This is a genomic window from Mesorhizobium sp. C268A (assembly GCF_040324475.1).
In the GTDB taxonomy this organism is placed as follows: domain Bacteria; phylum Pseudomonadota; class Alphaproteobacteria; order Rhizobiales; family Rhizobiaceae; genus Mesorhizobium.
In genome coordinates, this window is record NZ_JAMYVX010000001.1 from 4,483,991 (window position 1) to 4,510,175 (window position 26,185).

At 63.1% G+C, this 26,185-nt stretch carries 29 protein-coding genes and 1 pseudogene; 14 read left to right on the forward strand and 16 right to left on the reverse strand.

What is annotated here, in order from left to right; genetic code table 11:
• Position 1 precedes the first annotated feature (1 nt).
• Positions 2-970: an ABC transporter permease gene (locus NKL06_RS21885; RefSeq protein WP_023691900.1), complete on the forward strand. Its 969-nt coding sequence runs from the start codon at positions 2-4 to the stop codon at positions 968-970.
• Between the two features lie 74 nt (positions 971-1,044).
• Here NKL06_RS21885 and gloA read toward each other — a convergent pair whose 3' ends face one another.
• Positions 1,045-1,455 carry a lactoylglutathione lyase gene (gloA, locus tag NKL06_RS21890; protein WP_023691899.1) on the reverse strand — a complete coding sequence of 137 codons (411 nt, stop codon included), beginning with the start codon at positions 1,453-1,455 and terminating at the stop codon, positions 1,045-1,047.
• Between the two features lie 156 nt (positions 1,456-1,611).
• On the opposite strand from gloA, the gene NKL06_RS21895 reads away from it, so the two are divergent.
• Both NKL06_RS21895 and NKL06_RS21900 read left to right on the forward strand, forming a co-directional pair.
• Entirely contained in the window at positions 1,612-3,054 is a 1,443-nt protein-coding gene (locus NKL06_RS21895) for an FAD-binding oxidoreductase (RefSeq protein WP_023691898.1), read from the forward strand.
• Positions 3,055-3,057: 3 nt separating this feature from the next.
• Positions 3,058-3,852: a FadR/GntR family transcriptional regulator gene (locus NKL06_RS21900; protein WP_023691897.1), complete on the forward strand. Its 795-nt coding sequence runs from the start codon at positions 3,058-3,060 to the stop codon at positions 3,850-3,852.
• 322 nt (positions 3,853-4,174) lie between these two features.
• On the opposite strand, the gene NKL06_RS21905 is transcribed toward NKL06_RS21900, so the two are convergent.
• From NKL06_RS21905 to NKL06_RS21915, 3 genes are all read right to left on the reverse strand, one after another.
• On the reverse strand, positions 4,175-5,062 hold the full coding sequence (locus tag NKL06_RS21905) for an AraC family transcriptional regulator (protein ID WP_023691896.1): 888 nt from the start codon (positions 5,060-5,062) through the stop codon (positions 4,175-4,177).
• Positions 5,063-5,329: 267 nt separating this feature from the next.
• Positions 5,330-5,875, reverse strand: coding sequence for a hypothetical protein (locus tag NKL06_RS21910; protein WP_023728487.1), 546 nt, complete (start codon positions 5,873-5,875; stop codon positions 5,330-5,332).
• A gap of 11 nt (positions 5,876-5,886) precedes the next feature.
• Entirely contained in the window at positions 5,887-6,552 is a 666-nt protein-coding gene (locus NKL06_RS21915; protein ID WP_155927100.1) for a hypothetical protein, read from the reverse strand.
• A 52-nt stretch (positions 6,553-6,604) separates the two neighbouring features.
• On the opposite strand from NKL06_RS21915, the gene NKL06_RS21920 reads away from it, so the two are divergent.
• Positions 6,605-7,207 carry a hypothetical protein gene (locus tag NKL06_RS21920; protein WP_023691893.1) on the forward strand — a complete coding sequence of 201 codons (603 nt, stop codon included), beginning with the start codon at positions 6,605-6,607 and terminating at the stop codon, positions 7,205-7,207.
• 59 nt (positions 7,208-7,266) lie between these two features.
• On the opposite strand, the gene NKL06_RS21925 is transcribed toward NKL06_RS21920, so the two are convergent.
• On the reverse strand, positions 7,267-8,172 hold the full coding sequence (locus NKL06_RS21925; RefSeq protein WP_023691892.1) for an NAD(P)-dependent oxidoreductase: 906 nt from the start codon (positions 8,170-8,172) through the stop codon (positions 7,267-7,269).
• Between the two features lie 122 nt (positions 8,173-8,294).
• Here NKL06_RS21925 and NKL06_RS21930 point away from each other — a divergent pair, with 122 nt between their 5' ends.
• The 3 genes from NKL06_RS21930 (at position 8,295) to NKL06_RS21940 (ending at position 11,604) form a co-directional block, all read left to right on the forward strand.
• Positions 8,295-9,035: a FadR/GntR family transcriptional regulator gene (locus NKL06_RS21930; protein ID WP_023691891.1), complete on the forward strand. Its 741-nt coding sequence runs from the start codon at positions 8,295-8,297 to the stop codon at positions 9,033-9,035.
• A 225-nt stretch (positions 9,036-9,260) separates the two neighbouring features.
• Positions 9,261-10,247 (forward strand): aldo/keto reductase, encoded by a 987-nt coding sequence (locus NKL06_RS21935; RefSeq protein ID WP_023691890.1) that lies wholly within the window; start codon positions 9,261-9,263, stop codon positions 10,245-10,247.
• Between the two features lie 208 nt (positions 10,248-10,455).
• Positions 10,456-11,604, forward strand: coding sequence for an extracellular catalytic domain type 1 short-chain-length polyhydroxyalkanoate depolymerase (locus NKL06_RS21940; protein ID WP_023691889.1), 1,149 nt, complete (start codon positions 10,456-10,458; stop codon positions 11,602-11,604).
• 53 nt (positions 11,605-11,657) lie between these two features.
• On the opposite strand, the gene NKL06_RS21945 is transcribed toward NKL06_RS21940, so the two are convergent.
• The 4 genes from NKL06_RS21945 to NKL06_RS21960 all read right to left on the reverse strand — a co-directional run bounded on the left by NKL06_RS21945 (position 11,658) and on the right by NKL06_RS21960 (position 14,301).
• Entirely contained in the window at positions 11,658-12,278 is a 621-nt protein-coding gene (locus tag NKL06_RS21945; protein ID WP_031207827.1) for a hypothetical protein, read from the reverse strand.
• 182 nt (positions 12,279-12,460) lie between these two features.
• Complete coding sequence (locus NKL06_RS21950) at positions 12,461-13,066, reverse strand: general stress protein (protein ID WP_023671087.1); 606 nt, start codon at positions 13,064-13,066, stop codon at positions 12,461-12,463.
• A 32-nt stretch (positions 13,067-13,098) separates the two neighbouring features.
• Entirely contained in the window at positions 13,099-13,851 is a 753-nt protein-coding gene (locus NKL06_RS21955; protein WP_023691887.1) for a DUF4142 domain-containing protein, read from the reverse strand.
• Between the two features lie 261 nt (positions 13,852-14,112).
• Positions 14,113-14,301 (reverse strand): hypothetical protein, encoded by a 189-nt coding sequence (locus NKL06_RS21960; protein ID WP_023671089.1) that lies wholly within the window; start codon positions 14,299-14,301, stop codon positions 14,113-14,115.
• Positions 14,302-14,431: 130 nt separating this feature from the next.
• On the opposite strand from NKL06_RS21960, the gene NKL06_RS21965 reads away from it, so the two are divergent.
• The 6 genes from NKL06_RS21965 (at position 14,432) to NKL06_RS21990 (ending at position 17,398) form a co-directional block, all read left to right on the forward strand.
• Positions 14,432-14,794 (forward strand): hypothetical protein, encoded by a 363-nt coding sequence (locus tag NKL06_RS21965; protein WP_023691886.1) that lies wholly within the window; start codon positions 14,432-14,434, stop codon positions 14,792-14,794.
• A gap of 201 nt (positions 14,795-14,995) precedes the next feature.
• The gene (locus NKL06_RS21970) at positions 14,996-15,205 is read left to right on the forward strand and encodes a hypothetical protein (protein ID WP_023671091.1); all 210 of its coding nucleotides are present in this window, start codon (positions 14,996-14,998) and stop codon (positions 15,203-15,205) included.
• A 59-nt stretch (positions 15,206-15,264) separates the two neighbouring features.
• Complete coding sequence (locus NKL06_RS21975) at positions 15,265-15,534, forward strand: PilZ domain-containing protein (protein ID WP_081725353.1); 270 nt, start codon at positions 15,265-15,267, stop codon at positions 15,532-15,534.
• Positions 15,535-15,719: 185 nt separating this feature from the next.
• Positions 15,720-16,268, forward strand: a complete 549-nt coding sequence (locus NKL06_RS21980; RefSeq protein ID WP_023691884.1) for a dihydrofolate reductase family protein — start codon at positions 15,720-15,722, stop codon at positions 16,266-16,268.
• Between the two features lie 85 nt (positions 16,269-16,353).
• A complete protein-coding gene (locus tag NKL06_RS21985; RefSeq protein WP_023691883.1) occupies positions 16,354-16,539 on the forward strand; it encodes a hypothetical protein in 186 nt (61 codons plus the stop codon).
• A 424-nt stretch (positions 16,540-16,963) separates the two neighbouring features.
• The gene (locus tag NKL06_RS21990) at positions 16,964-17,398 is read left to right on the forward strand and encodes a hypothetical protein (protein ID WP_023671095.1); all 435 of its coding nucleotides are present in this window, start codon (positions 16,964-16,966) and stop codon (positions 17,396-17,398) included.
• A gap of 408 nt (positions 17,399-17,806) precedes the next feature.
• Here NKL06_RS21990 and NKL06_RS21995 read toward each other — a convergent pair whose 3' ends face one another.
• The 7 genes and pseudogenes from NKL06_RS21995 to NKL06_RS22025 all read right to left on the reverse strand — a co-directional run bounded on the left by NKL06_RS21995 (position 17,807) and on the right by NKL06_RS22025 (position 24,815).
• Positions 17,807-18,619, reverse strand: coding sequence for an SDR family NAD(P)-dependent oxidoreductase (locus NKL06_RS21995; RefSeq protein WP_023691882.1), 813 nt, complete (start codon positions 18,617-18,619; stop codon positions 17,807-17,809).
• The gene (locus NKL06_RS22000; protein WP_023691881.1) at positions 18,616-19,641 is read right to left on the reverse strand and encodes a sugar phosphate isomerase/epimerase family protein; all 1,026 of its coding nucleotides are present in this window, start codon (positions 19,639-19,641) and stop codon (positions 18,616-18,618) included. The genes NKL06_RS21995 and NKL06_RS22000 overlap by 4 nt, the downstream gene beginning before the upstream one ends.
• Positions 19,638-20,405, reverse strand: a complete 768-nt coding sequence (locus tag NKL06_RS22005) for an SDR family NAD(P)-dependent oxidoreductase (protein WP_023691880.1) — start codon at positions 20,403-20,405, stop codon at positions 19,638-19,640. Before NKL06_RS22005 ends, NKL06_RS22000 begins: the two co-directional genes overlap by 4 nt.
• 29 nt (positions 20,406-20,434) lie before the next feature.
• A pseudogene (locus NKL06_RS22010) lies at positions 20,435-21,540 on the reverse strand (ABC transporter ATP-binding protein).
• Positions 21,541-21,622: 82 nt separating this feature from the next.
• Positions 21,623-22,528 carry a carbohydrate ABC transporter permease gene (locus NKL06_RS22015; protein ID WP_023671100.1) on the reverse strand — a complete coding sequence of 302 codons (906 nt, stop codon included), beginning with the start codon at positions 22,526-22,528 and terminating at the stop codon, positions 21,623-21,625.
• A complete protein-coding gene (locus NKL06_RS22020) occupies positions 22,521-23,456 on the reverse strand; it encodes a carbohydrate ABC transporter permease (protein ID WP_023691878.1) in 936 nt (311 codons plus the stop codon). The genes NKL06_RS22015 and NKL06_RS22020 overlap by 8 nt, the downstream gene beginning before the upstream one ends.
• 93 nt (positions 23,457-23,549) lie before the next feature.
• Positions 23,550-24,815: an ABC transporter substrate-binding protein gene (locus NKL06_RS22025; protein WP_023691877.1), complete on the reverse strand. Its 1,266-nt coding sequence runs from the start codon at positions 24,813-24,815 to the stop codon at positions 23,550-23,552.
• A 145-nt stretch (positions 24,816-24,960) separates the two neighbouring features.
• Between NKL06_RS22025 and NKL06_RS22030 the strand changes: the two genes are divergently transcribed.
• Positions 24,961-26,166, forward strand: coding sequence for an ROK family transcriptional regulator (locus NKL06_RS22030; RefSeq protein WP_023683166.1), 1,206 nt, complete (start codon positions 24,961-24,963; stop codon positions 26,164-26,166).
• Positions 26,167-26,185: the final 19 nt, after the last annotated feature.

Below are 26,185 nucleotides of genomic sequence, written 5' to 3' on the forward strand. Positions count from 1 at the left end.
GATGAATGAGGCGTTCTCCATCAGGCAGGTTTTCGAGGGCAAGTGGACGCAAGGCGCCATTCCGCTGATCCTGCTGGTCGGCCTGCTGCTGATCATCGAGATCGCCGCGCCCGGCTTCCTCACCGGCGAAACCGTGGCGCTTTTGTTTGCCAACACCTCCGTGCTGTTCATCCTGGCGACCGGCGTCACCTTCGCCATTCTGCTCGGCGGCATCGATTTGTCGATCCAGGCGGTGGCGTCACTAGCCAGCGTCATCCTGGCGCAATTGCTGCCGTCGCTCGGCCTCGCCGCCTTTCCGGTGGCGATCCTGTCGGGGCTCGCCTTCGGCGTGTTGAGCGGTGTCGTCCATGTCAAGCTGCGCGTGCCGTCCTTCGTCGCGACACTCGCCACCGGCGGCGTGGTCACCGGCCTTGCGCTCTGGGTCTCCAATGGCCGCGCCATCACCATCGAGGAGGCTGGTCGCGAAAACACCGCCTGGATCAACGCCACTGTCGCCGGCATTCCCGTGGTGGTGCTGATTTCGACGGTGATCGGCATCGCCGCCTTTCTGGCGCTGCGCTACACGCGCTTCGGCCGCCAGGCGATCGCGGTCGGCGCCGGCGAACCGGCGGCGTGGGCGGCGGGCATCAATGTCAACCGCACCAAGATCATCGCCTTTGCCGCGTCGGGTATGCTCGCGGCCATCGCCGGCGTCGTGCTGGCGGCCAGGCTGTCGAGCGGCTCGCCAGTGCTGGCCAACCAGCTGCTGCTGCCGGCCATCGCCGCCGTCATCGTCGGCGGCACGGCGATCACCGGCGGGCTCGGCGGCGTTGCCCGCACGGCGGTCGGCGCGCTGATCATCTCGATCGTGCGCATCGGCATGACCTTTGTCGGCGTCAATATCTTCCTGGAAAACATGGTGTTCGGCGCGGTGCTGATCGCTGCCGTCGCCATTACCATCGACCGCAGCAAGATCGCGGTCATCAAGTGATCCCGCCTCCCAGGCAAGCGCGGACAGGACGGGACCGCATCGGCGCGAGGCCGATGCGGTCCGGCCCGATCGGATCACATCGTGTCGAGGCCGATCAGCTCGATCTTGTAGCCGTCGGGGTCTTCGACGAAAGCGATGTGGGTGGTGCCGTGCTGCATCGGGCCGGGCTTGCGCGGGATCTTGGCGCCGCGCTTTTCCAGTTCGGCGCAGACGGCGTAGATGTCGTTGACGCCGAGCGCCAGATGGCCGAAGCCGGTGCCGATCTCGTAGGGTTCGTCGCGGCCCCAGTTCAGCGTCAGCTCGACGACGGCTTCCTTGTCCTCGGGGCCATAGCCGACAAAGGCGTTGGTGAACTTGCCGCCGGGGTAGTCGTCGCGGCGCAGCAGGGTCATGCCGAGCACCTCGGTGTAGAAGGCGATCGACTTGTCAAGGTCGAGCACCCTGATCATGGTGTGCATATAGCGAAAGCCCGGGGCGTCGCTCATTGGGGGAGTCCTCCGAATTCTTTGCGGGTCTGATCATCCACATCGCACGCTTGGCGGCAAGACGGCCTCGCTTGATGTTCTCAATCAGGGTTGTATGATAACACGACAACATCGATATTTGTCCAGTCGTTTTGCCGAGGGGCCCAGAGCCAATCCATGAATGCCGTGCCGCCAACCTCCGCATCGCAGATCGCAGCCCTGGCCGGCGTGCTGCCGAATGGCGGGCTGCTGACCGACGAAGCGGATCTGGCGCGCTACAGCCGCGACTGGTCGGGCGACCATTTCGGCCGGCCGCTGGTCGTGGCGCGGCCCTCTTCGGTGGAGGAAATGTCGGCGCTGATGAGGTTCTGCCATGCCGAGCGCATTCCGGTGGTGCCGCAAGGCGGCCTGACCGGGCTCGTGGGCGCCGCAGTGGCGGCGGATGGCGGCGAGATCGTCATCTCGCTGGAGCGCATGAACCGTATCCGTTCGATCAGCCCGATCGACTTTGCCATGGTGGTCGAGGCCGGCTGCATCCTCGAGGACGCCAAGCGCGAGGCTGAAGCGAGCGACTGCCTGCTGCCGATCACGTTCGGCGCGCAGGGCAGCTGCCGCATCGGCGGCAATGTCGCCACCAATGCCGGCGGCTTCAACGTGCTGCGCTACGGCATGACGCGCGACCTGGTGCTTGGCCTCGAAGTGGTGCTGGCCGACGGCCGCATCTGGAACGGGCTGAAAGTGCTGCGCAAGGACAACCGCGGCTATGATCTGAAGCAGATCTTCATCGGCTCGGAGGGCACGCTCGGCATCGTCACCGCGGCGGCGCTGAAACTATTCCCCAAGCCGACGCAGATCGAAACCGCGCTGGTTGGCCTGCGCTCCGTCGAGGACGCGATGGCACTCTATGCAAGGGCGCGGCGCGATTGCAGCGATTTGCTCACCGCCTTCGAACTGATCCTGCGCGGCGGCATCGAGATCACCATGCGCGAAGGCCAGGATTTTCCCGATCCGCTCAGCCAGCCCTATCCCGTCTATGTGCTGATCGAGGTGTCGTCGGGCGGGCTGATCGACCTCTCCAATATGCTGCTGGGGTTTCTCGGCAGCGTCGAGGACATCGTCGAGGACGGCGTCATCGCTTCGACCAGGGCGCAGGGCGAGCGACTGTGGCTTTATCGCGAGATCATGGTCGAGCGGCAGGGCAGGGGCGGTCGCTACCTGCGCACCGATGTGTCGGTGCCGATCTCCAGGCTTGCCGATTTCGTCACCGATGCGCTGGCCGGCTTGGAGAAAGCCCGGCCCGACGCGCTGGCCGTCACCTACGGCCATGTCGGCGACGGCAACATCCACCTCAACGTCGTGCCGCCGGAAGGCATGGGCACCGAGGCGATGGAACATCTGTTCGAGCAGGCGGAAGCCGAGATCTTCACCGTCGTCGATCGCTATGGCGGCTCTATCAGCGCCGAGCACGGCATCGGCCGGGTCAAGCAGAAGGCGTTCCTCGAACGCATCGATCCGGTGACGCTCGACCTCGCCGCCGGCATCAAGGACGCATTCGACCCGCGCCACATTCTCAGCAACGGCCGCATTCTGGCGTCCGCACCCGCCGTCGACTATAGGTGAGCGATGACGCTGAAACTCGACAAGGTCAATCGCGGCCCACACCTCTCCACTCTGGTGGCCAGTTCCATCTCGCGCGAGATCGCGCAAGGCCGGCTGAAGCCGGGTGACCAGCTGCCGACCGAGGCGGCGCTGGCAACCACTTTCGGGGTCAGCCGCAACGTGGTGCGCGAGGCGATCGCGCGGCTGCGCTCGGAAGGCCGCATCTGGTCGCAGCAGGGACGCGGCGCTTTCGTCGTCGAGACCACCAACCCGACGGTGCTGACCATCGACCATGAGACGCTGCAGCGCGCCGATTCGTTCCGCAACCTCTTCGAACTGCGCGGCATCCTCGAAGTGCAGGCGGCGGCCCTTGCCGCCAAGCGGCGCAGCGACGCCGATCTCAAAGCCATGGGCGATGCGCTGTCCGGCATGCGCGCCGCCCCCTATGGCAGCGTCGCCTGGCTGCGCAGCGACCTCGAATTCCACCGCACCGTCGCCGAGGCGACGCGCAATTCCTACATGGGCCAATTCCTGGTCTTCGTGTCCGAGCGGGTGCGCGAAAGCATTCTCGCCGCCGGCAACCAGCAAAAGTCGGACGACATGGCCCGCATCACGCTCGGCGAACATGAGCGCATCCTGAGAGCGATCCGTGCCGGCGACGCCGAAGGGGCGCAAGCCGCGATGCGCGACCATCTGGCGGGCGCGGCGCTGCGGGTGGGGTTGCATGAGGGGGAAGCTGCGGAGATAGCGCCGGGGCCCGAGGCAGCGTCTCCGGTACGGCATTCGCGGTTGCGGAAGGCTGTGCGCGGGCAGGCTTAGGGATAGCCTTGCCTTATCCGCGCGCTGGGCCAATCGCCTATGGCGGCGCTGACCCCCACTCCGTCTCGGCTTCGCCGAGCCACCTTGCCGGGGCGAGCCACGGGTCTCGCCCGTCCTTCGGACCCCCCATTTCATGGGGGATGAGGAAATGCCAATCTCCGAGATCGCAGCCCTTCAAAAGCTTGGGTTTCCTCTCCCCCACGAATGTGGGGGTAGAGGTGGCTCGGCGAAGCCGAGACGGAGTGGGGGAGCGCCATATCAGATTTCACTCGGTCGTCGGCTCAACCAGCTCAGGGCCGGAGATAGGCCGCCACCCACCGCGCTATTTCAGCGGCAAAAACAGCTCAAGCACCACCTCGCGCACCTGTCCGTTCGACGAAAAGTGTCGCTGGCAATAGATCGGAAAGTCGCGCGCCTCCTCGCCGCTGGCCGGAAGCCATTCGCGGTAGAGGTAGAGCGCTGCGGGCTCGAGATTGTTGGTGTTGCCGGGATAGCCCAGCACCGCGCAGCGTCCGCCGGGGATCACGCCGGCCTTCATCTGCGCGTCCTCGATCGGCCCGCCTTCTACCGGCAGGTCGGTTCTGGCACAAATATCCATGCTGTAATCGGCCGGGTTCGCCGGCTCCCTTTCGGAACGGAAGATGTTGAAGGTCGGGCTTGTCTCGGGCGACAGGCCGGCGGCCTTGCGCCAGGCGATGAAGCGCTGGATGGTGTCCTGGAGCGTCGCCCGGTCGCCGCGATGCTCCATGATCGCCACCGGCGTCGGGGGCACATCGCGGATCATGACGTCGGCGGGTTCGAAGATTATCTGCATGAGCGTGGTCCTTGCTTTGTCGAGCGGCCCGAAGGCCATGAGCCACGCCCCCCAGTCGGGAGACTTCCGGAACGACGAAGGCGATTGTCCGAACCGTTGCCGAAAGGCGCGGGCGAAGGCATCCGGTGCGTCGTAACCGGCATCCATCGCTATGTCGGTGACGCTTTGGGCGTCGCTCTCGGCAAGCCGGTACGAAGCGCGCTTCAGGCGGGCGAGCTGGACATAGCGATGCACGGACAACCCGAAGGTGGACGTAAACTGCCGGTGGAAATGGTATTTCGAGAACGCCGCGACGCCGCTCAAGGATTCCAGGCCCAGATCGCCGTCCAGATGCTGGTCTATGTGATCCAGCACCCGCTGCATCCGGGCTTGGTAGTTTTCGAGTGGCGTCATCAATCGTCTCGTCCTGCGTGGCGACACCAGATAGGCGCACTGGGACATGTCGCGCTCGACCGATCTTGCGGTTTGACATGGATGGACGCGTGCCGCATCTCCGGCGCGCATTAACGACTGCGGATGGCTGCGGGCAGGTCGCAAGATAGGCAGTGGCTCAGTCTGTCCGGTCGGCGGACTGTTCCAACACGACATCGAGAGTGATCATCGCAGGGCTAAGGTCGCTGGCGGCAGTGTGAATGACCTGCCGTACCCGTCGGATTGGTGAAGCTAAGCAGAAGGCGACGCGTCTTTTGCTTTTACGTCAGAAACGAAGGGAAACTCCGCGCCGTTGAATGCCCACCAGTAGCGATTAATAATCTGCCACCAAGTCAAGTAAATGCGCTTTGACTTGTCGCTGCCTAGGCTTTCGGCAGCAGCATTGTAGGCTATGGCGTCCATTGCGCGCATCGGAGGCGGCTCCTCTGCGTAGAGGCGTTTAAGGGTCGCCTCCCAATCTCTGACCGTTGAGGGGCTAGGCTTGTCGGCCTCAGCGATTTCCGCCGTTAGTTCGTAGAAACGGCGTTGCAAAAATTCATGTGTGCGCGCCTTACCTCCAAAGTCGAACACCAACTGCAATAGTCCCGCCATGGTTGCCACAAAAGCCAGAACCGCCGGGGGAGCGAAGGTCTTCTCAAAATCGGCTACGGCCGCTGCGCCCGCTGCGACAATTATCAAGCTCATGAGCCGGTTGAGCAGGTCGTAGTAGTTGCGCCGCGCGGTGTGGTAGATCGCGTTTCTGAGCGCATCAAAATTGATTTTAGACGGTTCGCGCATCGCATTTGCCATCAGTTTGGGGGCGGTTTAACTCCCGGCCCCGCCATCCTAATATAGATCTTATTCCCGACCGGAGCAAATATGAGAGGTTTGATACTCTCGTATCCAAGTTTTTCAGTTATCGCTCCAAGCGCATCAACGAAGCCAGACTTATACGCGTCGAAATTGTCAGATTTTAGAACGGCGCGAAAATCAGAAGCGTCATTTTGTGACACCTCGATGTATGAAATCTGTCCGGCCTTGGCATTGGCGATCAATGCACCTGGCTGCCCATCAAGCATCACTTGATATTCCCCAGGCGGCACGCGGTATTGCCTTACGAGGGGAAAACCGGGCAGGTTCCATTCAAAATTGTCGAGAGAATTGCCCTTCGCATCGGTGGCGGAAATGGACAGTTCTTTGGACGGATTTTGGACATAGACTGCTATCCCACTCTGATCGGGAGGCATCTCAATCCACTTCTGTACATCGCCAGCAAATGCTGGAAGCGCGGCCGATGTTGTTGCAAGAAAAATCAGTGCTGCCCGCAACATCGGGTTCCCCAAATTCGATGAAGTGAGCACGGATAATGACATAACTATGGATTGATTGCTATCTGCGCTTTCTGGACTTGCCCAGGCCTGCGGATTCGTCTTTGTGTCTCTACTGTAGCCATGCAGCTGCGGCGTTTTGAGCATTCGCTTCAGCGTGTCTTTAGCTGCATATATCCGTTTTTCACTAGGTTCTAGAATGGCCTACGACGAATTTGAGATTGACAGAATTAAGCACGCTCTTGGCGACATGTGCATTGCATGGGCACATCTTGAGGAAGGGTGCTTCATGGTCCTCTTTTACACCATGCGGGATATCGAATACACGGCCTATGAACTTATCCGAAACGAGCTCGACCTTCGCGGTGCTTTGCAGGTCTGCAAGGGACATGCGGTCGCTAACCGCTGGGAGCGCCACAGCGACCATATCCCTATCCTGGTTGACTTGATCGATGGTGAAATTCGAGCAGCCCGCAACCGATTTATCCACGACCCAATCACTAGTGGGGTAACATCGTACATTCGCCAATCATACGTGACGCGCTACCGAAAGAGCCCACACAAACTCGACGTGCATATCGGCACCCATACCGAGGTGAGCTCCGAAGAGATTTATACATTCACGCGCGCCGTGCGGGCACTAGAGCGCTACGCTGGGTCAATCGTCCAATATCTCGATTGGTTGGATGGTGAGCGTCAATTCGATTGGGAGTTTCCGTCGATGGAACTCGCTCAGCTAGGCGCGCACTTTGCCATCACCGAGTACACCCAGATCGCCAAATCGCGGGGTTCAGTTCGATAATCCTCTGGCACCCATGGCGCTCAAATATATGATCGCGCTGCCCTATCGCTCCAGTCCCATCACTCCCCCGCCGTCTCCACCAGCGACACCCCATTCAACCCCGCGACAATATCCGACAATGCCGGCACGAACTTCTCGCCGTGGCCGGTGGCAACCGCCGTGGCAAACCCATTCCGCACGGCAGCGCCGATCGGGTTGGCCACACCTGCGGCCTGGGCGAACGACGCGAGGTAGGTCATGTCTTTCAGCGCGTTGGCGATGGCGAAGCGCTGGGCGTTTTCGTTGCGGTTGAGGACGAAGTCGAAGAAGGCCTGGTAGAAGCCGCAATCCATGCGGCTGCCGGAGATGACGCTGTTGAAGACCTGCGGCGTCAGGCCGCCCTTGGCGCCCAGCGTCAGCGCTTCGGAATAGATCGCGGAATAGCCCATCGAGACGAAATTGTTGAGCAGCTTCATGGTGTGGCCGCTGCCGGTCGGGCCGGTGTGGACGACACGGGCGGCAAAGGCTTCGAGCACCGGCCGGGCGCGGGCAACGACTTCCGCCGGACCGCCGACCATGACGTCGAGCTTGCCTTCAGTGGCTTCCTTGGGCGTGCGCGCCAGCGGCGCGTCGATCAGCGTTATGCCTTGCTGGGCGAGATCGGTGGCAAGCGCTGTCGTCGATGACGGGTTGGAGGTCGAGCAGTCGATGATGAGCAGAGGCGTCGCGGCCGCTGCCAGCCCGTCCGGTCCCTTGACCAGCGCTTCGACCTCGCGCGTGCCGGTGACGCACAGGATGACGATGTCGCAGGCGGCGGCAAGCGCACGCGGGCTTGCCGCTTCGGTGGCGCCGGCGGCGATCAGCCGGTCGGCGGCGGTGCGGCTGCGGTGGACATGGACCGTCAGCGGCCAGGCCTTGCGCAACAGATTGTCGGCCATGCCGGCGCCCATGCTGCCCAGGCCGATGAAGCCGATGCGTTCTTTCATGCAATCCTCCCATGGCCCGTGCCAGCGGGCTTAACTTTCGTCACCTTGCGGCGGGCACCCGTCGATGCAATTCTTTGAATAAGATTCGGCCTTCGAACAAGAATCGAACCGGAGTGCCACCGATGGCGGAGCCCATGACTTTCGACGCCATACCGCAGGCGCCCAACCTGCGGACGGGTCTGGTCAACACGCTGATTGCGCAGATCGAATCCGGTGACCTTGCGCCGGGGCAGCGGCTGCCGACCGAGCAGGAGATTGTTGCTGCCACAGGCGTCAGCCGCACCGTGGTGCGCGAGGCGCTGGCGGCGCTGCGTGCGCGCGGGCTGATTACCACGCGCCAGGGGCTCGGCGCCTTCGTCGCCAAGGATCCGCCGCCGAAGACGTTTTCCGTGCTGCCCGACGATCTCGAATCGATCGACGAGGTGCTGCGCGTGCTCGAACTGCGCATGGGCATCGAGGTGGAGGCGACCGGCCTCGCTGCCCAAAGGCGCAGCGAGGCGGCGCTTCAACAGATGAGCGCGCGGCTCGACGCGCTGGAGGCGGCGGTGCGTGCCGGCGGCTCCGGCTCGGAAGAGGATTTCGGCTTCCACCGCGCCATTCTCGCCGCGACGCAGAACCCGAATTTCACCCGGCTGTTCGACACGTTCGGCAGCGTCATGGTCCCGCGCCATTGGACGCGGCTCGACCGGATGACGGAGGCCGAGCGGGAAAAATATCTCGACCGCATGCAGCGCGAGCATCGCGCCATTCTCGGGGCAATCGGAGCCAGGGACGTCAATGCCGCGCGGCGCGCCATGCGCAGCCATCTGACCAAAAGTTATGCCAGGTTTGAGGATCTGCGCGACAAAGCTGTTCACGATTAGGGGGCCAACCACGGTTGACGGACTGCTCATCCGGCGACCCCGCCGAGATAGAGTTCGCGCATCAGCGACATGTTCCTCCCGGCTCCCACTGTTGCAGTCTTACCCCGTTGTCATACAACCCTGTAATCTGGTAAATCCCAGGAAGAGGGATGTCAATCGCGTTGCCATGCGGTATGAGGCTCCCGAAATCAGAACCGTCATCAAAGCCGCAAGTCAGGAAGCAAAATGCAGTCACGGAAATTTGGCCGTACCGGCAGATCAGTCAGCGAGATCGGCTTCGGCGCCTGGGCGATCGGCGCCGCCTGGGGCGAGGTCAATGACGACGATGCGGTCGCCGCCCTGCATGCCGCGCTCGACGCCGGCGTCAGCTTCCTCGACACGGCCGACGTCTATGGCGACGGCCGTTCGGAAAAGCTGATCGCGCGGGTGATGAAGGAACGCGGTGGCGCGCGCCCGTTCATCGCCACCAAGGCCGGACGGCGGTTGCCGAGGCAGAACGTCGAGGGCTACAGCGTCGAGAACCTCACCGGCTGGATCGACCGCAGCCTGACATACCTCGAGACCGACACGCTCGACCTGGTGCAGCTGCATTGCCCGCCGACCGATCTCTACTATCATCCGGAGGTGTTCGAGCGTCTCGACAAGCTCACCGAGCAGGGCAAGATCCGCAATTACGGCGTCAGCGTCGAGCGCGTCGAAGAGGCGCTGAAGGCGATGCAATATCCCGGTGTCGTCAGCGTGCAGATCATCTTCAACGCCTTTCGCCAGCGCCCGGCCGAGCTGTTCTTCGACCAGGCGAAGAAGAACGATGTCGCCGTCATCGCCCGCGTACCGCTGGCCAGCGGCCTGCTGTCCGGCAAGTTCAGGGCCGACACAAAGTTCGAGACCACCGACCATCGCCTGTTCAACAGGAATGGCGAAGCCTTCGATGTCGGCGAGACGTTTTCGGGCGTGCCCTATGAGGTCGGGCTGGCGGCGGTCGAGAAGGTGCGGCCGCTGGTGTCAGGCGACACAACCATGGCGAAATTCGCGCTGCGCTGGATCCTGATGTTCGACGCGGTGACGGTCGTCATCCCGGGCGCCCGCAATCCGGCGCAGGCGGTTTCCAATGCGGAAGCGGCGGAGCTTGCGCCGTTGTCCTCCGAGTTGATGGCCAAGGTGAAGGCGGTCTATGATGAGAACATCAAGCCCTACGTGCATCAGCGCTGGTAACCCGGCGCCTGCCGGCCTCGACCGGCTGACCGACCAGAGGTCAGCCGGGCCAAATTGCGTTCGTCCGTCACAAGCCGTGCAGCGGATTCTATGATCCATCGGTCATTTAATCGGCGGCGCCGCTTGTTATTGTGCAGTGCAGCAACGATATTGCTGCGTGTGCGTTGTGTGCACGAGTCTGCCCATTCCGGCGCGCAAGGATAGCGATTTGCGAGACATATCCGATACGATCGCCCGGCTGAGCCCGATGCGCGGCCGGCCAGCCGGTGCAGGGCTGAGCAAGGACGACCACCTGTCCGAGATGACAGGGTTCGGGTCCAATCCCGGCGCCTTGCGCGCGCGGTTTTATCTCCCTGAAAACCTGCCGAAGCAGGCGGCGCTGGTCGTGGTGCTGCATGGCTGTACCCAGACTGCAGCCGCGTACGATCATGGTTCCGGCTGGACCGAGCTCGCCGACGAGCAGGGTTTTGTCGTGCTTTTCCCCGAGCAGCAGCGCGCCAACAACGCCAATCTTTGCTTCAACTGGTTCGTGCCAGGCGATATAAGCCGCGACGGCGGCGAGGCGCTGTCCATCCGCCAGATGATCGAGGCGGCGGTGGTCACCCACGGTCTCGACCGCAAGCGGATATTCGTCACCGGCCTTTCCGCCGGCGGCGCCATGGCGGCGGTGATGCTGGCGACCTACCCGGACGTGTTTGCCGGTGGCGCGATCATCGCCGGGCTTGCCTATGGCAGCGCCTCGACCATCCCCGAAGCCTTCGACCGCATGCGTGGCCATGGCGGCCCGTCCAGATCCGAGCTGCAGCGTCTGTTGCGGGAGGCCTCGCCGCACAAGGGGCCGTGGCCGAGGATTTCGGTCTGGCAGGGCTCGGCCGATACGACCGTGGTGCCTTCCAATGCCGACGCGGTGCTGGCGCAATGGCAGGGCGTGCACGGCCTCGCTCAAGCGCCGACACGCACGGAAAAGGTCGACGGTCAGAGCCGAAAAGTCTGGTGCGATGGGAAAGGCCGCGACGTGGTCGAGGCATACAGCATTGCCGGCATGGGCCATGGCACGCCATTGCAGGCGAGCGGCGACAATGCTCTCGGCAAAGCAGGGCCGTTCATGCTGGATGTCGGGATTTCCTCGACGCGCCACATCGCCCGTTTCTGGGGGCTGACGAAGCCAGACGTACGACGCGCGGCGAAAGCCGAGGCCGCTTCAGGCACTGTATTGCAGCCTTTCTCGCCGAAGGAAAAACCGCGAGCCGTCCGTGTCGATCCGACCCCGGAGCCCGTCAATCCGCCAGGCGGTCCGGCGGCCGGGATCACCAAGGTCATCGAGGACGCGCTCAGGGCAGCGGGATTGATGCGCTGAGGCTGAGGCTGAGGCTCGCCCGGCCCAAAGGACAAGGGCAAGCGCCAGCATCATTATCGCAGCAGGCCTTCGTCCTCGAACGCATCCCAGCCCTTCAGTCCGGGCGGCGGGCCATCCGTGTCCCGGGCGTTCCTCGCAGTGCGAGCCTGCCCGGTGCCCTTTCCCGCGCGCGTCAGCGCGGCCTTGCCCGCGCCGCGCCGCCTGTTCTCGGCGACCGCCTGGACATCCTGCTCTCTCCACACGGTTGCCAGATCGCGGTCCAGGACGTCTTCGATGTGGTGCGCGTCGAAAACGTGGAAGGTGACAGACTTTGATCGCCCACGCATCTTGACGGTACGTGTGCCGGTGCTTTGCAGCCGACCGTCCTTGAGCCATTTGTGGCGCTCGCGCGAAGAGATCGTAAGAATATCCTCGACCTCGCGTGGAAGCACAGGCAGCGTTTCCACTCCCTCCAGTGTTTTGGAGATACTGGCAGAGGCGGCCTTGAACGCTTCCGCTTCGGATCTCGACATTCGCAATGCGATGCGGCCCGTCTCGGCCTTGACGTGCTTCCTGACTGCCCATGGCAGCCGGGCTCTGACTTCACGTTCGATCCCCTTGGAGCGCACGGCGGACCCGAGTGTCGCTGACGGCGACAGCGGCCATTCGGCAATCAGTTGCGGGGACGGGCTCATGCTTTCCTTGGGCTGGTTTCGTTGGCTCGATGCTAACACGGCAAGAGCCGGTCAAGCCAAGGTAACAGCGAAAAGGGGCAGGTCCGATGAGAACCCGCCCCTTATGGCCGAATCTGAACGCCGCTTGCAGCGCACCGACAGCACCCTTGGCCCCGCCGCTGTACGGCGGCGGGGCTCGATGATCAGAGTGGGCTGGCGTTGCGCGTTTTGTCGCGTTCGGCCTCGATGTCGGTGTAGGGGTCGGCATTGGCATCGAAGCCGGTCCAGCCACCGGCTTCATAGGCGCGTCGGCGGTCTTGCAGATCGACCGAGTTGGACTCGCCAAGAATACGCTCGGCCTCATCGGCGAGTTCGTCACTGACCCTGGCGGTCACCATCGTGCCACCGCGGCGAACGCCCTCGGCATAGACATGCGCATCCCTTTCGGGGACGCCTGACTCGGTCAGCGCCCCGACGATGCCGCCGGCAGCGCCACCGACGACCGCGCCGCCAACGGCGCCGACCGCGGTGGCGGCCAGCCATCCTGCGGCCACGACAGGACCGACGCCCGGAATGGCCATGATGCCGAGCCCTGTCAGAAGCCCGCCGGCGCCGCCAATGACGGCTCCAAGACCGGCGCCGCCGGCTGCATCCTCGGCGGCGTTGGAAGTGTCGCCGTCGTCGTACCAGTCATCCGAATTGTTGGCGACGATGCTGATGTCGGCCTGCGGCACTCCGATTGCCTCCAGCTCGCCGACGGCATCGGAGGCATCATCGTAGTTGTCGAAAAGTCCGGTTACGGTTTTCATGGTCTTGATCTCCTCGTTCTGGTTCAGAGGGTTCAGTTGGCGCCGGCAACGACGTTGCCCTGATAATCGAGCGCCACGGTCGTGGTCTTGCCATCCTTGGTGGCCTGACCGCGCCAGATGCCCTGCTCGTCTTTGGTCAGCTTGGACACGCCGGAGAAGCCGGCATCCTGAATGCGGCTCTTCGCCTGATCCTCGGTGAAGCTGTTGGCACCCGGGACCGGGGCGGCCGGATTGGTGGTGTCGGTCGTGCTCACGGCCGGGGTGGTGGAGCTGGTGGTCGACGATGCATTGTCGGCGGAAGCGATCTTCTCGACCATTTCCTGATGCATTTTGAGCGTCGGCAAGGTCTCGGAGGCGAAGGTCTTCAACTGCGCGTTGTCGCCGTCCTTGGCATAGCTCTCGAACAGCGTGACCGCCTCCGAATGCGCATCGCGCTGCATCTGGACATAGGGCTTGTCGACGGCATCGTTGGCATTCTGCAGAGCCTCCAGATCGGCCTTGTGCTTGGCGTCCAGCTCCGTCGGCACTTTCAGCTTCTGTTCGCCGGCGATGGTCGCAAGCTTGGCGTTGGCGGCGCCGTGATCGTCGATCATCTTCTTGGCGAAATCCTTGACGCCTTGATCCTGGGCCTTGCCTTCTGCGATCTTGCTGGAGTCCACCTCGAACAGGCCGCCGATGGCAGCCTTGTCGACAAAGTCCTGAGCACTGTCGGCGGCGAAGGCGGGCAGGGCAAAGACCATGGCTGTGGCGGTGGCCAGCGAAGCTAGAAGAACACGTGTTTTCATGGACAGAGATCCTCGTTGGGGCACACATCGTGCTGTGAGCCTAACCAGTGCGGCCAAGCTTTGTTCCGCCGCCCAAGCGTTATAACCGGGAGGGTCGATGCCGCGATGATGGCCCCTCATCCTCGGCTTTTGCGCCTTTGCGATGTCGACGCGTGGCGCGGACGGCGACCCGCTCGATGGGCGCCTTGCAAGTCCATCGCAAAGGGAAACGAGGCCTTCGCCGCCGGCAAATGAACACCGCCCGCGGTGGCCTATCGAGGTTCAGCGATCGTTGCGTTCGAGGCGGCGCGCAACCTCTGTTTGTGCGACCTGCAGCAGCGTGTCTATTTCGAACATCGCCGCCGCATGGCCGCCGTCGCGAATGACACGGCGGGCCCGGTGGAGCAGGTCGGAGACCGTCCGCAGCGTTTCAGCATGGCTCGATCGATTCGACAAATGCGTGCCCTCCATCAGCCACAACCGTTGGATCGGGAGAGTGTTCCCAAAGTTGGCGGCCGGCCCGGCGAATGACTGTGAGCGCAGGCAGCGGAACCATCCTTGTCCGTTGGCCGTTCCCCCTGCCTCAACGAAAGGAACAGCCATGGCCGAGAACGACACCCCGAAGGACACCCCGAAGGACACCCCGAAGATTTCCGCCCGAGATGCCCAGGAGGCCCTGGAGAAGCAGGTCGCATCGCTGAAGCGCGAGATCAGCAAGATCAACCGGACGCTTGCCGAGCGCGCAGAAGATGCCGTCGGCGAAGCCGGCGGCTGGTACGGCAGCGCGACCGAGCGCGCGGCACGGGCAACGCAGCAGCTGAGATCGCAGGCGCAGACGGTGTCCGAAGCCGTCCAGCAAAATCCCGGCACCATCAGCAGCGCTTTCGTGCTTGGCGGCATTGCCGGGTTGTTGATCGGCATGCTGCTCGGGCAAAGCCAGGAACGCGACCGAAGCTGGTTCTAGCGGCGTATCTTATGACTATTGCGCCCGCCGGCTTTGCTGGCGGGCTTTGTATGGACGCCAGATCACTGTGGCTTTAAGTCAAAAACTCCCCGCTCGGGTAAACGGGATTTGTGGTCGGCGCCGCCCGCGCGGCGCCCTCGACAGGTGAGTTGAGTTTCCCTGCCGCGGTCGTATGTTGTTGACCGTAGTGGAGGATCACAAATGCCCATTCGACGCAAAGCCACCGAGGCCGGCGTTTTGCAGCCATCCGAACTCGAGCTGTTGGGCCGTGTATTCGAGCAGCTTAAGCGCGACGGTCAGTCGCCCGAAGCACGCGACGCCATCGCATCCCGGATTATCGCGAACTATATGGCCGGCGTGGTCGACGAAGCCGAGCTCGTCAGTCTTTCGAGGCAACCGCTGGGCCGGTAGTGCGCTTTCCATTCCGGGTTCAGAAGAGTTTCAGGTCGTCAAATCAGAGGGATAAGGCAATGCCGACTGACCCACCGATAGAGCGACGGTCGCATATCCGTGATCTTGTTCTGAAGGAAGCGACAATCCGCGTTGGCGACGCCAGTATCAATTGTCTGGTTTGTAACCAGCACGCCCACGGTGCGGAGCTGCGGGTGAAGGCCGATATCGCAATCCCCGACCGTTTCGTGCTTCACGTGCCGGTCGATCATACCAGCTATCGCGCCGTGGTGCGGTGGAGACGGAACGAGCGACTTGGGGTGCAACTCGATTCGGGACGGCAGGCGTAGATGGCGGTAGCCGGGACGGATCACCCAGCTGTTCAAGTGCAGGGTTGATGGGACAAGGCAGGGCTCGTTTGCGGCACGAACGCTTCCTTCCATGCTGCTTGCGATTTGCAATCAGTTGCGATAGCCTCTGACCGCTTGCATTACAAGCGGTTGGTCCGTGGACCCACTATGCGAAGGCGCTGCTTTTGGGCAAACTTATCTTGGGAATGAACGTTTCCATCGATGGCTATGTCGATGACCTTGCCGGAAATCTGGTCATGGGCGCACCAAGCCAGAAGCACTTCGAGTACTGGATCGAGACGATTCGCAACCATGCCGGCGCTGTGTATGGCCGCCGGATGTACGAGGTCATGCGCTATTGGGACGATGATCACGCGGAATGGGATGCTTCGCTTCGCCAGTTCGCGACACTCTGGCGCGAGCTGCCCAAATGGGTCGTTTCGCGCACACTTTCACGGGTCGGCCCGAACGCCACCCTCATCTCCGGCGATATTGAAACGCAGATTCGCGAGATCGCGGCCCGCACGGAGGGTATCCTGAGCGTTTCCGGTCCGGAACTGGCCGGTCTTATGACCGGGCTGGGCCTGATTGAGGAATATCACCTGCACGTGAGGCCGTTCGTGCTCGGCAAGGGCAAGCCTTTCTTCCACGAGGCAAGGCCTCCGCTGCAACTGGTGTCGAGCACATTGATCGATGACGATACGGTTCATATGATCTATGTGCCGCGAGGCTGAACGATGAGGCGCTTCAGCGCCAACATGCGAACCAACACGTACGTTCGCAGTGGGCCTGGTCCCGGCCTTCGCACCGAGGTCTCACATGTCAGCTTGCGTGCTGGGTACCCAAGCAGCAGAGGGTCTGCTGTCGGCCGAAAATCTGCCGGTCAGCAATGCGCCCCATGCGGTCAAACAGGCCTTGCCGCCGTTCCTCCATAAGCAGACATTGCAGACCTACAAGGACATCGCTTTTACGCCCGAAGCGCCGCTTCGGTTGGTCCTTCAGTGACCTGGCGGCCCAAGGGCGTCGTCCTCCACCGCCCGACCTCGTCCGCAACTCATCGTTGCCGCCAGCGGCTCTGCTCCTGGCCTTCCCGCGATGACCGAGCGGGTAGTGAAACATCATGGTCAAGCCTGAAAAGCAAGGTCCAACCTAGCCGCCTTTCCAGGCCTGCGTCATCATCGTCCAGCAGTTCAGGATCCTGCGTGCGCCAGCCGGGTCCGTCGGGTCGGCCGGCCGCACAGTTTTTTTCATCCCGCTGGAACATTGGCGAAGGAATGCAGTTGGTGTCGCTGCAGATGCCGCCGCGTGGTGCCTGTGGGCGATTGGTGGCAACACCTGATCGGCCGCCGCTCCTTTACGAGGCGGCTTAGCGTGTGAGCCAATCCTGCAGCAAAGGCCTAGGGATTGGAACGACCAACAGGAGGCAGTCATGAAGCACCAGACACTCGATCAACTCCAGTCAGTCGCGGACATCAGTCCACTATCGCCGGCTCTGCTGGCTACAAGGACGCAACGGATAGAGCGGTGGGCGGAACTGCTCTATCGAAATCCGACGCGCTCCCTTGTGGCTCTCACCGGGACTGAGCATCTGCATCCCTCTGTCCGCGGAGAAGCGCGCGCGGTCGGATCGGCGATCAGTGTCGCCTTTGACGATCCACTGCTGCGTGCGTCGGGCATGCAATCGGATACCTACGGGGAAGCCAGACGCTTCTTCGAACTCTCCGATTGGCAGTTGCATGAGATCGTCTGCAGTTGCCACACCGGCGCCACCATGCAGGCTGGCTGGGCCGCCGGGCGTGTCCGCAGGGTCCTCAATGGGAGCAAGATATTGGCTTGGCTGAGAAAAGGATTCATGCCGCACTGAGACACAGCGCTCGCGCCTGAAGAAGCATGCAGGCTCCAGCAGAGATTGCGTCGGCTCCGCGAAGGCATGGCTGACCTCAATGGAGTAGGGCGGCCGAGTTGCTTGCGACTTCAGAAATGACGTTCACCATTGCTTAGTGGACCTCGTCAGGGTGATCGGCAATTTCGTGAATAGCGAGTGCCAGCGCCAGTTTCGACCAACCGGTCGGCAGCGCCCTCGTGACCAAGCGGGGTTACTTATCCTCGGTGCGTCACATGTGCGCTTCGTCAGCGGTATAGCCTGCCAATCCCTCCACAGCCGTTTTGACGCTGCGAAAAGATCGAGGCGTGAGGGGGCAATTTAACCCAGGAATCCCGAAAACGGACCTTCCGCTTTCGGCCCCGAAATTGAAATTCGAGGCCTCCCCCATCACCCCGGAAAGATCGTAAACCCGCCATCGACGCGGAGCACCTGCCCATTGATAAATCGTGCGCGGGGGCCGGCTAGAAAGGCCACCGCCTCGGCGATCTCCTCCGGCTCGGCATAGCGGTTCAGCGACTTCTTGCTCGAATCCATGCGCTCCGGATCGACCGTGCGGGTCGCCTGGAAGCGTGCCGTCTTGGTGGCGCCGGGGCTGACCGCATTGATGCGCACGCCGTCGTCGATCAGTTCCTTGGCGAGACAGCGCGTGTAATGCACGACCGCGGCCTTCAAGGTGGAGTAAACGACCTCGGGCGAGCAGCCGAGATGTGCCGCCGCCGACGCGATGTTGATGACGGAGCCGCCGCCGCGCTGCTTCATCGGCGGCACGAAGGCCTGGCAGACCAGCATCGTGCCGATCAGATTGTTCTCGGTGAGCACGCGGATGTCGTCCAGTTCGATGTCGAGGGCGTTGTTCGGGTTCGGCTTGCCGCCCTTGGCGCCGATGTCGCCGCCGGCGCAATTGACCAGCACATGCACGTCACCGAGATCGGCCTCGATCTTGCGCTTCATCGCGGCCACCGCCTTCTGGTCGCCAATGTTGCCGGTCACCGACGTCACCTCCGTGCCGTGCCGCTTCAGGCGCTCGACCACTTCGCTCAGATTGGCGAACTCGCCATATTTGGCCGGCGCTTCCTCGTTCATGTCGTGGATCGCGACATTGGCGCCGAGTTCGGCCAGGCGCTCGGCCATCACGCGGCCGAGGCCTCGGCCGGAGCCGGTTACGAAGGCGGTCAATCCATCGAGTTCACGTGCCGTCATCGGATTTTCTCCATCAAACCAAATTTGCGCATGTTGGCGGCGCTGCGCCGGATCATGTCGAGCTCATAGGAAACCAGTGAGACGTCGTCCTCGCGCTCCCAAGGCGTGCGGTAGTCGGCATCGTCGGGCAGCCGGTTGCGCTGCGCGGCCGCCAGGCAGGCGGCAAATTCGCGTGCCGTCTTCGGGGGATAGCCGCGCCACCAGTCGTTGCTGAGATAGCGGACATGCCGCGCCTCCAATGCGCCCGGTTCGAGGACGGCGGTCAGGCGATCATGGTGCTGGGCAAGAATTGCAAACAGCTCGGCGAACGGCACAGCACCGTCACCGATGGCGCAGCGGATCAGCCGGTAACCTTCGGTCGTGAACTGCACGCGGTAATCCTTGAGGTGGACATGGCGGACATGGGGGGCGATCGCGCGCGTGAAATCGAGCGGCGCTTCGCCGACCGGGAACGTGTTGCCGGTGTCGAAGGTGACGCCCACACTGTCACCACCGAGGGCGCAGAAATCGACGAGTTCCCGGCTGGTAAAGTCCTGGTGGTTTTCGATCGCAAGGACATACCCTTCGGCATTCGCGCGGGGACCCCACTCCACCAATCGCCCCCGAATAATGCCGGCGTACTCGCTCCATTTTTCGCCGGCGGCGTTGCGGTCGCCGCAGAGAATGGGCGTCAGCGCCGTGCGGATGATTTTGGCCTTGAGCAGGCGCGCGGCCCGAAAGGCATCGTCGAGCGGTTCGCCCACCAGCAGGCCGCCGCTGACGACCGGCGCGATGCGAAGGCCGGCGAGCCGTTCGCGCAGCGCGATCACCGCGTCGTCGGAAAGCTCGGTCAGCCATGGCACCCAGATCTCCAGCACGCGCGCGCCGAGTTCGGTCGCGAGCGCGATGAAACCTTCGAGCCCCGCAGGTCTAGGATTGGCGCGTGGCGTGCCGCGGCCCTGGAGGCCGAGATGATAGGTCAGGCCGTAGGGGTTCAGGCCGACCTCGAGCATGAAGCGATCCTTTGAGTCAGGTGTGGTCATCTCAGGCCGGCATCCACGGTGATCGACTGCTTGGTGATCATGCGGCTGTCGTCGGCGGCGAGGAACAGCACCGTGCGCGCGATCTCCTCGCCGAGCAGAACCTTGCGGATCACCTGGCGCTGCACGACCTGGTCGACCGAACCTTGGGTCTTGTACCAAAGCTCCCGCTGCCGGTCGGTGATGACGGCGCCCGGCTCGATGGCGTTGACGCGGATGTTGTCGGGGCCAAACGCCCGCGCCAGCGCGAAGGTCAGCCCGACCACCGCAGCCTTGGCCGCCGCATAGGGCGCCATCTCTGACGCGCCGAAACGCCAGGAGATCGAGGAAAAATTGACGATCGAACCAAAGCCCACTTCCTTCATGTGCGGATGCACGGCCTGAGCGGCAAAGAAGTGGTGCCTGAGGTTCACATCCTGGGCATGGTCCCATGTCGCCTGGGTCACGTCGGCGACCGGCTGGCGATTGTCATCGGCGGCGTTGTTGACCAGCACCGAGACAGGCCCCAGGCGGTCGCGCACCGTGCCGATCGCGGCCTGCAGGGCAGGGATATCGGTCACGTCGCAGCGCAGGAACAGGGGCGGATGCGCTGCCGTGCCGGCGAGGTCGCGGGCAAGCTGCTCGCCGGCCTCCTGCTGCAGATCGAGAAACGCGACGCGCGCGCCATTGGCGCAGAAGGCGCGGACCGTGTCGGCGCCGATGCCCGACGCGCCGCCGGTGATCAGCACGACACGCTCGGACAGGCTCGGATAGGTGGCGAAGGACAAGGCGGAACTCTTTTCAGATCAAGCTTCGGTCAGATCAGGCGTTGGGTCGTCGGGTCGAACAGGCACGCCCGCGCCATGTCGATGCCGAGCGTCACCGTCTCGCCCATAAGCGGCGTGCCGTCGGGGTCGAAACGGCCGGTGATCTCCTTGCCGCCCAGGCGCAGGACGGCCATGGTCTCCGCACCTGTCGGCTCGACCAGTTCGACCACGGCATCGATTTGCGCGATACCCGGCTTGCGGCGCGCAAGATCCGGATCGAAGCGGTAGATGTGCTCCGGCCGGATGCCGAGAATGATTTGTCGCGGCGTATCGGATGGGAGCGCCTGGACGATCGGCAGGCTGGCCGTCTTGCCATCGGCGGCCTGCAACACAACAGTGGCGTGACCGCCTTCCTGGCTCAGTTCCGCGGCCAAAAATTCATCGCCGGCGAGCCCATGAAGCCGGCGACGAACATGTTGGCCGGACGGTTGTAGATCGTGGCGGGATCGTCGAATTGCTGGACCTCGCCCTGGTGCATCACGGCGATGCGCGACGCCAGCGTCATCGCCTCGACCTGGTCGTGGGTCACGTAAACCGTGGTCTTGCCGACGCGGTGATGCAGCTTCTTGATTTCGGTGCGCATGTCGACGCGCAGCTTGGCATCGAGATTGGAGAGCGGCTCGTCGAACAGGAACAGTTTGGGATCGCGAACCAGCGCCCGGCCCATGGCGACGCGCTGGCGCTGGCCGCCCGAGAGCTGTCCGGGCTTGCGGCCAAGCAGCGGTTCGATCTGAAGGAAAGCGGCAACCCGCTTGACGGCCTCGTCCTGCTGCGGCTTCGGGACGCGGCGGCTTTCCATGCCGAAGGTGATGTTCTCGCGCACCGTCATCGTCGGGTAGAGCGCGTAGGACTGGAACACCATGGCGATGTCGCGGTCCTTCGGCGGCACCGAATTGACCAGCCTTCCGTCGATGCGGATCTCGCCGGAGGTAACAGATTCGAGCCCGGCGATCATCGCCAGCAGAGTGGACTTGCCGCAGCCGGACGGTCCGACCAGCGCGATGAACTCGCCGTTCCGCGCTTCGAGATCGATGCCCTTCAGCACTTCGACCGCGCCGAAGTTCTTGCGCAGCGATCGGATGGTCAATGTCGACATGCGATGCCCTTCTTGGCGGACGGGACGATCGGCGACAGGAGACAGGCTCCGCTCACTGGATCGCGCCTCACTTGACGGCGCCTCACTTGATCGCCCCTTGGGTCAGGCCACGAACGAAATACTTGCCGCCGAAGAGATAGATCAGCAGCGGCGGCAGCGCGCCGATCAGCACGGCGGCGCTCATGACATCGTAGGCGCGCACATTGGTGCCGCTTGCCGTCAGCGCGACGAGCGCTGCCGTGATCGGCTGTTGCTGCCCGGAGGTGAAGACGACGCCGAACAGATATTCGTTCCAGATGCCGGTGAACTGCCAGATCACCGTGACGATCAGGATCGGCGAGGAGAGCGGCAGAATGATCTTGCGGAAGATGCGCCAGAAGCCGGCGCCGTCGATGCGCGCCGCCTTGATCAGGTCGTCGGGGATGCTGACGTAGTAGTTGCGGCAAAACAAAGTGGTGAACGAAATGCCCTGGATAACGTGGATGAGGACGAGCCCGTAGACCGAATTGCTGAGGCCGAGATTGCCGAGGATGAACGCCCACGGCATCAACGAAATCTGGCCCGGAATGAAGACGCCGAGCAGCATGCAGGTGAACAAAGCTTCCGAACCTCTGAAGCGCCATTTCGACAGGATGTAACCGTTCATCGCGCCGACCGCCGTCGAGATGATCGTGGCCGGGATCGTCATCTTCAGGGAGTTGTAGAAGTTGCGCTGCATGCCCTCGCAGGTGCCGCCGATGCAATAGGTGCTCCAGGCTTGGCCCCAGGCATCGAGGCGGAAGCTGCGCGGCAGCGAGATCAACCCGTTGCGCGCGATCTCCTGCTGGTCGCGGAATGAATTCAGCACCACCACCAGCAACGGGACCAGGTAGATCGCCGCGAAGACGACCAGCAGCCCATAGATGGCGAAGCGGGTGAGAAAATGCCGGCGCGACGCGACTGCGGCAGCGCGACGGTCGAGCGACTGGTCCAGGGAGACGTCAGCCATGGCCGGCTTCCTTGCGCCGGCGCCAGACCACCCAGAATGAATAGGGCACCAGCACCACGGCAACAGCGGCAAGCATCATGATGGCGGCGGCCGCACCTTCGCCGATCTGGCCGCGTTGGAACATCAGGTCATAGACGTAGATGGCGGGGAAGGTGGTCGAGATCCCCGGGCCGCCTTTGGTGAGGGCCGCCACGAGGTCGAAGGTCTTGATGGCGAACTGGATCTGGATGACGGCGACCGCCAGGAAGATAGGCGCAATGGTTGGCAGAAGCACCTTGCGATAGATGCGGAACGTCGATGCGCCGTCGATCTGCGCGGCCTTGACGAGGTCGGAATCTACCGAGCGCAGGCCGGCCAGGAACAGCGCCATGGCAAAGCCCGAGGCCTGCCAGACGCCGGTGATGATCACCGCGTAGATCGCATAGTGCCGGTCGCTGGCCAGTGCGAAACTGAAGCTCGTCCAGCCGAAACCGCGCACCATGGCCTGGATGCCGTCGGTCGGATTGTAGAGCCAGCTCCAGACCGTGCCGGTGACGATGAAGGACACCGCCAGCGGATAGAGGAAGATCGTGCGCCAGGCCGCTTCGCCGCGCACGCGCTGGTCGATCAGGATCGCCAGCAGCAGTCCCACCGCCATCGAGCCGACGATGTAGAAAGCGCTGAAGAAAAACAGGTTGTTGTAGGCGATGTTCCAGCGCCGGTTCGCCCACAGCGACGCGTAGTTGTCCAGGCCGACGAAGCCGTAGGTCGGCAGCAGCGAGGAGTTGGACAGCGAGATATAGAGCGTCCAGCCGGTGAACACGAAGACGTAGACGAAGCTCGCCACGAGAGAGGGGCCGAGCACCAGCAAGGGCATCGCGGAGCCCAGCCGCTCGCGCCAGGGGCGGGCGGGCGCCGGTACCGACAGGATCAGGTCGTGATTTGACATTCAGAGCACGGAGATTGGCAGAGCACAGGACTGGCGGAGCGCGGGACCGGGATGGCGGATGGCCGGGTGCGGACGGCGCCCGGCCATTGCCATCTATTTCTGTGCTTCCGCCGCGTCGGCCATCGCATTGGCGCCATCCTCGGGCGACATGTCCGGCGTCGCCACGAACTCGGTAATGGAGTCCATGATCGCGCCGCGCATCTTCTGCGGGATGGTCATGTTGTGCGCCATCGAGCGGACCAGCGTGCCGTCCTTGATCGAAGCCTGCAGATCCTTCTGCGAGAGCTGCTGGCACGGATTGAAGCCCTTCGACAGATCGATATCCAGGCGTGCGGGGATCGAGCCCTTGGCCTGGTTGAAGACCGTCTGGAAGTCGGGCGACAGGATCAGGCTGGCCAGCAGCTTCTGGCCGTCGATGTAATCCTGGTCCTTCTGCTTGAAGAACACGACCGAGTCCGAGTTGAGGATGAAGCCGGGTTTGCCCCAATCGGTCGGCGCCTGGGCGCAGACATAGTCGGTGCCTTCCTTGAAGCCGGCGGCGGTCAAAAGGCCGATCGTCCAGTCGCCCATGATGTGGAACGCCGCGTCGCCCTTGCCGACCAGCGCCGACATCGAATCCCAGTCGCGGCCGACCATGCCCGGATCCATGTATTTGCTCGTCATCAGGCGCATCTGCGTGAAGGCCTTGACCATTCCCGGGCTGCGCATGGACTCGACATCGCCTTCGACAAAGGCCTTGCGGTAGAGATCGATGTCCTGGCCGTAGAGGACGACCTCGAACACCGTCGAATCCGTCCAGTCGGCGGTCGAATGCGAGATGCAGATCTTGCCTGTGGCGATGATCTTGTCGCAGGCGGCGTTGAATTCGGCCCAGGTCTTCGGCATTTCCGCCACGCCGGCCGCCTGCATGACCTTGGGCGAGGCCCAGAGCCAGTTGATGCGGTGAATGTTCATGGGCGCGGCGACCCATTTGCCGGTCGGCTTCATCACCGGAAGCAATTCCGGCGCCACCACTTTCTCCCACCCTTCCGAGGCCGCCAACTCGTCGAGATCGGCGGTCATGCCGGTCTCGTTCCACTCGGCGATTTCCGGGCCCTTGAGCTGCACGGCAGGCGGGGCATTGCCGGCGATCACGTCGGCGCGCAGCTTGGCCAGCGTATTGGCGGTGTGGCCGGCGATCGAGGTCTGTTCCCATTTGCCGCCCTTGGCGGTGAACATCTCGCCGAGCTTGGCGATCGCCTGGGCGTCCGATCCGGTCGCCCACTGGTGCAAAAGGTTCGTCTTGGGTTCGGCGAAGGCTGCCCCGGCGAAAAATGTGCACGCAGCAGCGGCCGCAAGCGCGGTCATGACGGACTTCATCGTTTCACTCCCATATCGTGTTGCACGGTTCGTCTCGACCGCTTATGGCCGCGGTTTGAAGCCGCCGCCGGCGAGATGCGTCAATCTCGAGTTCTTTCCAAGATGACATATTGGAGCTATCAGTCAACGATGTTTATGTTGAGCCATGACAAAACCTTCGCTTAGAACCTGGCTGATCGACAGACCCTCCGCGTCGCCGGAGAGCATGATCGTGCGCTGCCTGAGCGAGCGCGGCGCACTCTCGGCGTTGCAGATCGCACGCGCCACCGGTCTGGCGCGCTCGACGGTGTCAACCGCGCTTAACGGCTTGAAAAAGTCTGGAATGGTGATCGAAGCCCCGACCAGCCGCGACGGCATCAGAGGCATCGGCAGGCCAGCCGCGGCGGTGACGCTCAATCCGACAGCGGGCACCTGCGTCGGCATTCACCTGGCTCTTCAGCAGATACGGCTCATCGTCGCCGATGTCTCGCATTCCGTCATTGCCGAACAAAATATTCCAATGGCGCTGGACTACCAGCCGCAACAGGCGGCCCAGGCGGTCAAATCGGCGATTGCCCAATCCTACAGGGAAAATGGTCTGCCGATGGCGGGGCTCCTGGGGGTTGGTGTCTCCGTCTCCGGCCCTGTCAGCCGCGATGGAGTGGTGCTGCGCGCAAGCATGGTTCCAACATGGGCCGGCGTCAACATACGAGATGTGTTCGGACCCGTCCTGGAACAGCCGATCTTCGCCGACAACGAGAGCAACTGCGCGGCCATTGCCGAGCTGATGTGGGGTGCGGCCGTCGGCCAGGACGATTTCGTGCTGTTCAAGATCGATCTGGGTGTCGGCGGCGCCATTGTCCAGCATGGCCGGCTGGTGACGGGCGTCGCCGGCGGCGCCGGCGAATTCGGGCACATCAGCATCGATCCCGGCGGCGACCTTTGCCGCTGCGGCAATCGCGGATGCCTGGAGCTCTACGCGAGTTTTACCCGGCCGCTGGAACAGATTTCGCGTGTCGTTGGGCGGCAAGTCACCATGGACGATGTCATCGCCATGGCCGAGCAGGGCGACGTCAGGGCGTTGCGGATGATCGAGGATACCGCCGAGATCGCCGGCCGGGGTCTCGGCCTGATCGGCTCGGTGCTCAATCCGCCGCTTATCATCATCGGCGGCCACATGGCTTTGGCAGGGGACATTCTGTTGACGCCGCTGATCGCGTCCTATGAACGCCATACGCTGATCAAGTCCCGCGATATCGCTCCCGCCCTGCGCACGCGCATCATCGTTGGCAAGCACACCGAGAACGATGCCTTGCTGGGCGCGGTCGGCCTCGTTTTGAGACACCAGACGAAGGAACTGTCGCTGGGGTGATCGTCAGGACCTGCCTGTG

What these genes read in the sequence shown, in the direction of transcription:
- NKL06_RS21885 (WP_023691900.1), top strand. Translation starts at nt 2, where the DNA reads ATGAATGAGGCGTTCTCCATCAGGCAGGTTTTCGAGGGCAAGTGGACG.
- gloA (WP_023691899.1), bottom strand. Translation starts at nt 1,455, where the DNA reads ATGAGCGACGCCCCGGGCTTTCGCTATATGCACACCATGATCAGGGTG.
- NKL06_RS21895 (WP_023691898.1), top strand. Translation starts at nt 1,612, where the DNA reads ATGAATGCCGTGCCGCCAACCTCCGCATCGCAGATCGCAGCCCTGGCC.
- NKL06_RS21900 (WP_023691897.1), top strand. Translation starts at nt 3,058, where the DNA reads ATGACGCTGAAACTCGACAAGGTCAATCGCGGCCCACACCTCTCCACT.
- NKL06_RS21910 (WP_023728487.1), bottom strand. Translation starts at nt 5,875, where the DNA reads ATGCGCGAACCGTCTAAAATCAATTTTGATGCGCTCAGAAACGCGATC.
- NKL06_RS21915 (WP_155927100.1), bottom strand. Translation starts at nt 6,552, where the DNA reads ATGCTCAAAACGCCGCAGCTGCATGGCTACAGTAGAGACACAAAGACG.
- NKL06_RS21920 (WP_023691893.1), top strand. Translation starts at nt 6,605, where the DNA reads ATGGCCTACGACGAATTTGAGATTGACAGAATTAAGCACGCTCTTGGC.
- NKL06_RS21925 (WP_023691892.1), bottom strand. Translation starts at nt 8,172, where the DNA reads ATGAAAGAACGCATCGGCTTCATCGGCCTGGGCAGCATGGGCGCCGGC.
- NKL06_RS21930 (WP_023691891.1), top strand. Translation starts at nt 8,295, where the DNA reads ATGGCGGAGCCCATGACTTTCGACGCCATACCGCAGGCGCCCAACCTG.
- NKL06_RS21935 (WP_023691890.1), top strand. Translation starts at nt 9,261, where the DNA reads ATGCAGTCACGGAAATTTGGCCGTACCGGCAGATCAGTCAGCGAGATC.
- NKL06_RS21945 (WP_031207827.1), bottom strand. Translation starts at nt 12,278, where the DNA reads ATGAGCCCGTCCCCGCAACTGATTGCCGAATGGCCGCTGTCGCCGTCA.
- NKL06_RS21950 (WP_023671087.1), bottom strand. Translation starts at nt 13,066, where the DNA reads ATGAAAACCGTAACCGGACTTTTCGACAACTACGATGATGCCTCCGAT.
- NKL06_RS21955 (WP_023691887.1), bottom strand. Translation starts at nt 13,851, where the DNA reads ATGAAAACACGTGTTCTTCTAGCTTCGCTGGCCACCGCCACAGCCATG.
- NKL06_RS21960 (WP_023671089.1), bottom strand. Translation starts at nt 14,301, where the DNA reads ATGGAGGGCACGCATTTGTCGAATCGATCGAGCCATGCTGAAACGCTG.
- NKL06_RS21965 (WP_023691886.1), top strand. Translation starts at nt 14,432, where the DNA reads ATGGCCGAGAACGACACCCCGAAGGACACCCCGAAGGACACCCCGAAG.
- NKL06_RS21970 (WP_023671091.1), top strand. Translation starts at nt 14,996, where the DNA reads ATGCCCATTCGACGCAAAGCCACCGAGGCCGGCGTTTTGCAGCCATCC.
- NKL06_RS21975 (WP_081725353.1), top strand. Translation starts at nt 15,265, where the DNA reads ATGCCGACTGACCCACCGATAGAGCGACGGTCGCATATCCGTGATCTT.
- NKL06_RS21985 (WP_023691883.1), top strand. Translation starts at nt 16,354, where the DNA reads ATGTCAGCTTGCGTGCTGGGTACCCAAGCAGCAGAGGGTCTGCTGTCG.
- NKL06_RS21990 (WP_023671095.1), top strand. Translation starts at nt 16,964, where the DNA reads ATGAAGCACCAGACACTCGATCAACTCCAGTCAGTCGCGGACATCAGT.
- NKL06_RS21995 (WP_023691882.1), bottom strand. Translation starts at nt 18,619, where the DNA reads ATGACGGCACGTGAACTCGATGGATTGACCGCCTTCGTAACCGGCTCC.
- NKL06_RS22000 (WP_023691881.1), bottom strand. Translation starts at nt 19,641, where the DNA reads ATGACCACACCTGACTCAAAGGATCGCTTCATGCTCGAGGTCGGCCTG.
- NKL06_RS22015 (WP_023671100.1), bottom strand. Translation starts at nt 22,528, where the DNA reads ATGGCTGACGTCTCCCTGGACCAGTCGCTCGACCGTCGCGCTGCCGCA.
- NKL06_RS22020 (WP_023691878.1), bottom strand. Translation starts at nt 23,456, where the DNA reads ATGTCAAATCACGACCTGATCCTGTCGGTACCGGCGCCCGCCCGCCCC.
- NKL06_RS22025 (WP_023691877.1), bottom strand. Translation starts at nt 24,815, where the DNA reads ATGAAGTCCGTCATGACCGCGCTTGCGGCCGCTGCTGCGTGCACATTT.
- NKL06_RS22030 (WP_023683166.1), top strand. Translation starts at nt 24,961, where the DNA reads ATGACAAAACCTTCGCTTAGAACCTGGCTGATCGACAGACCCTCCGCG.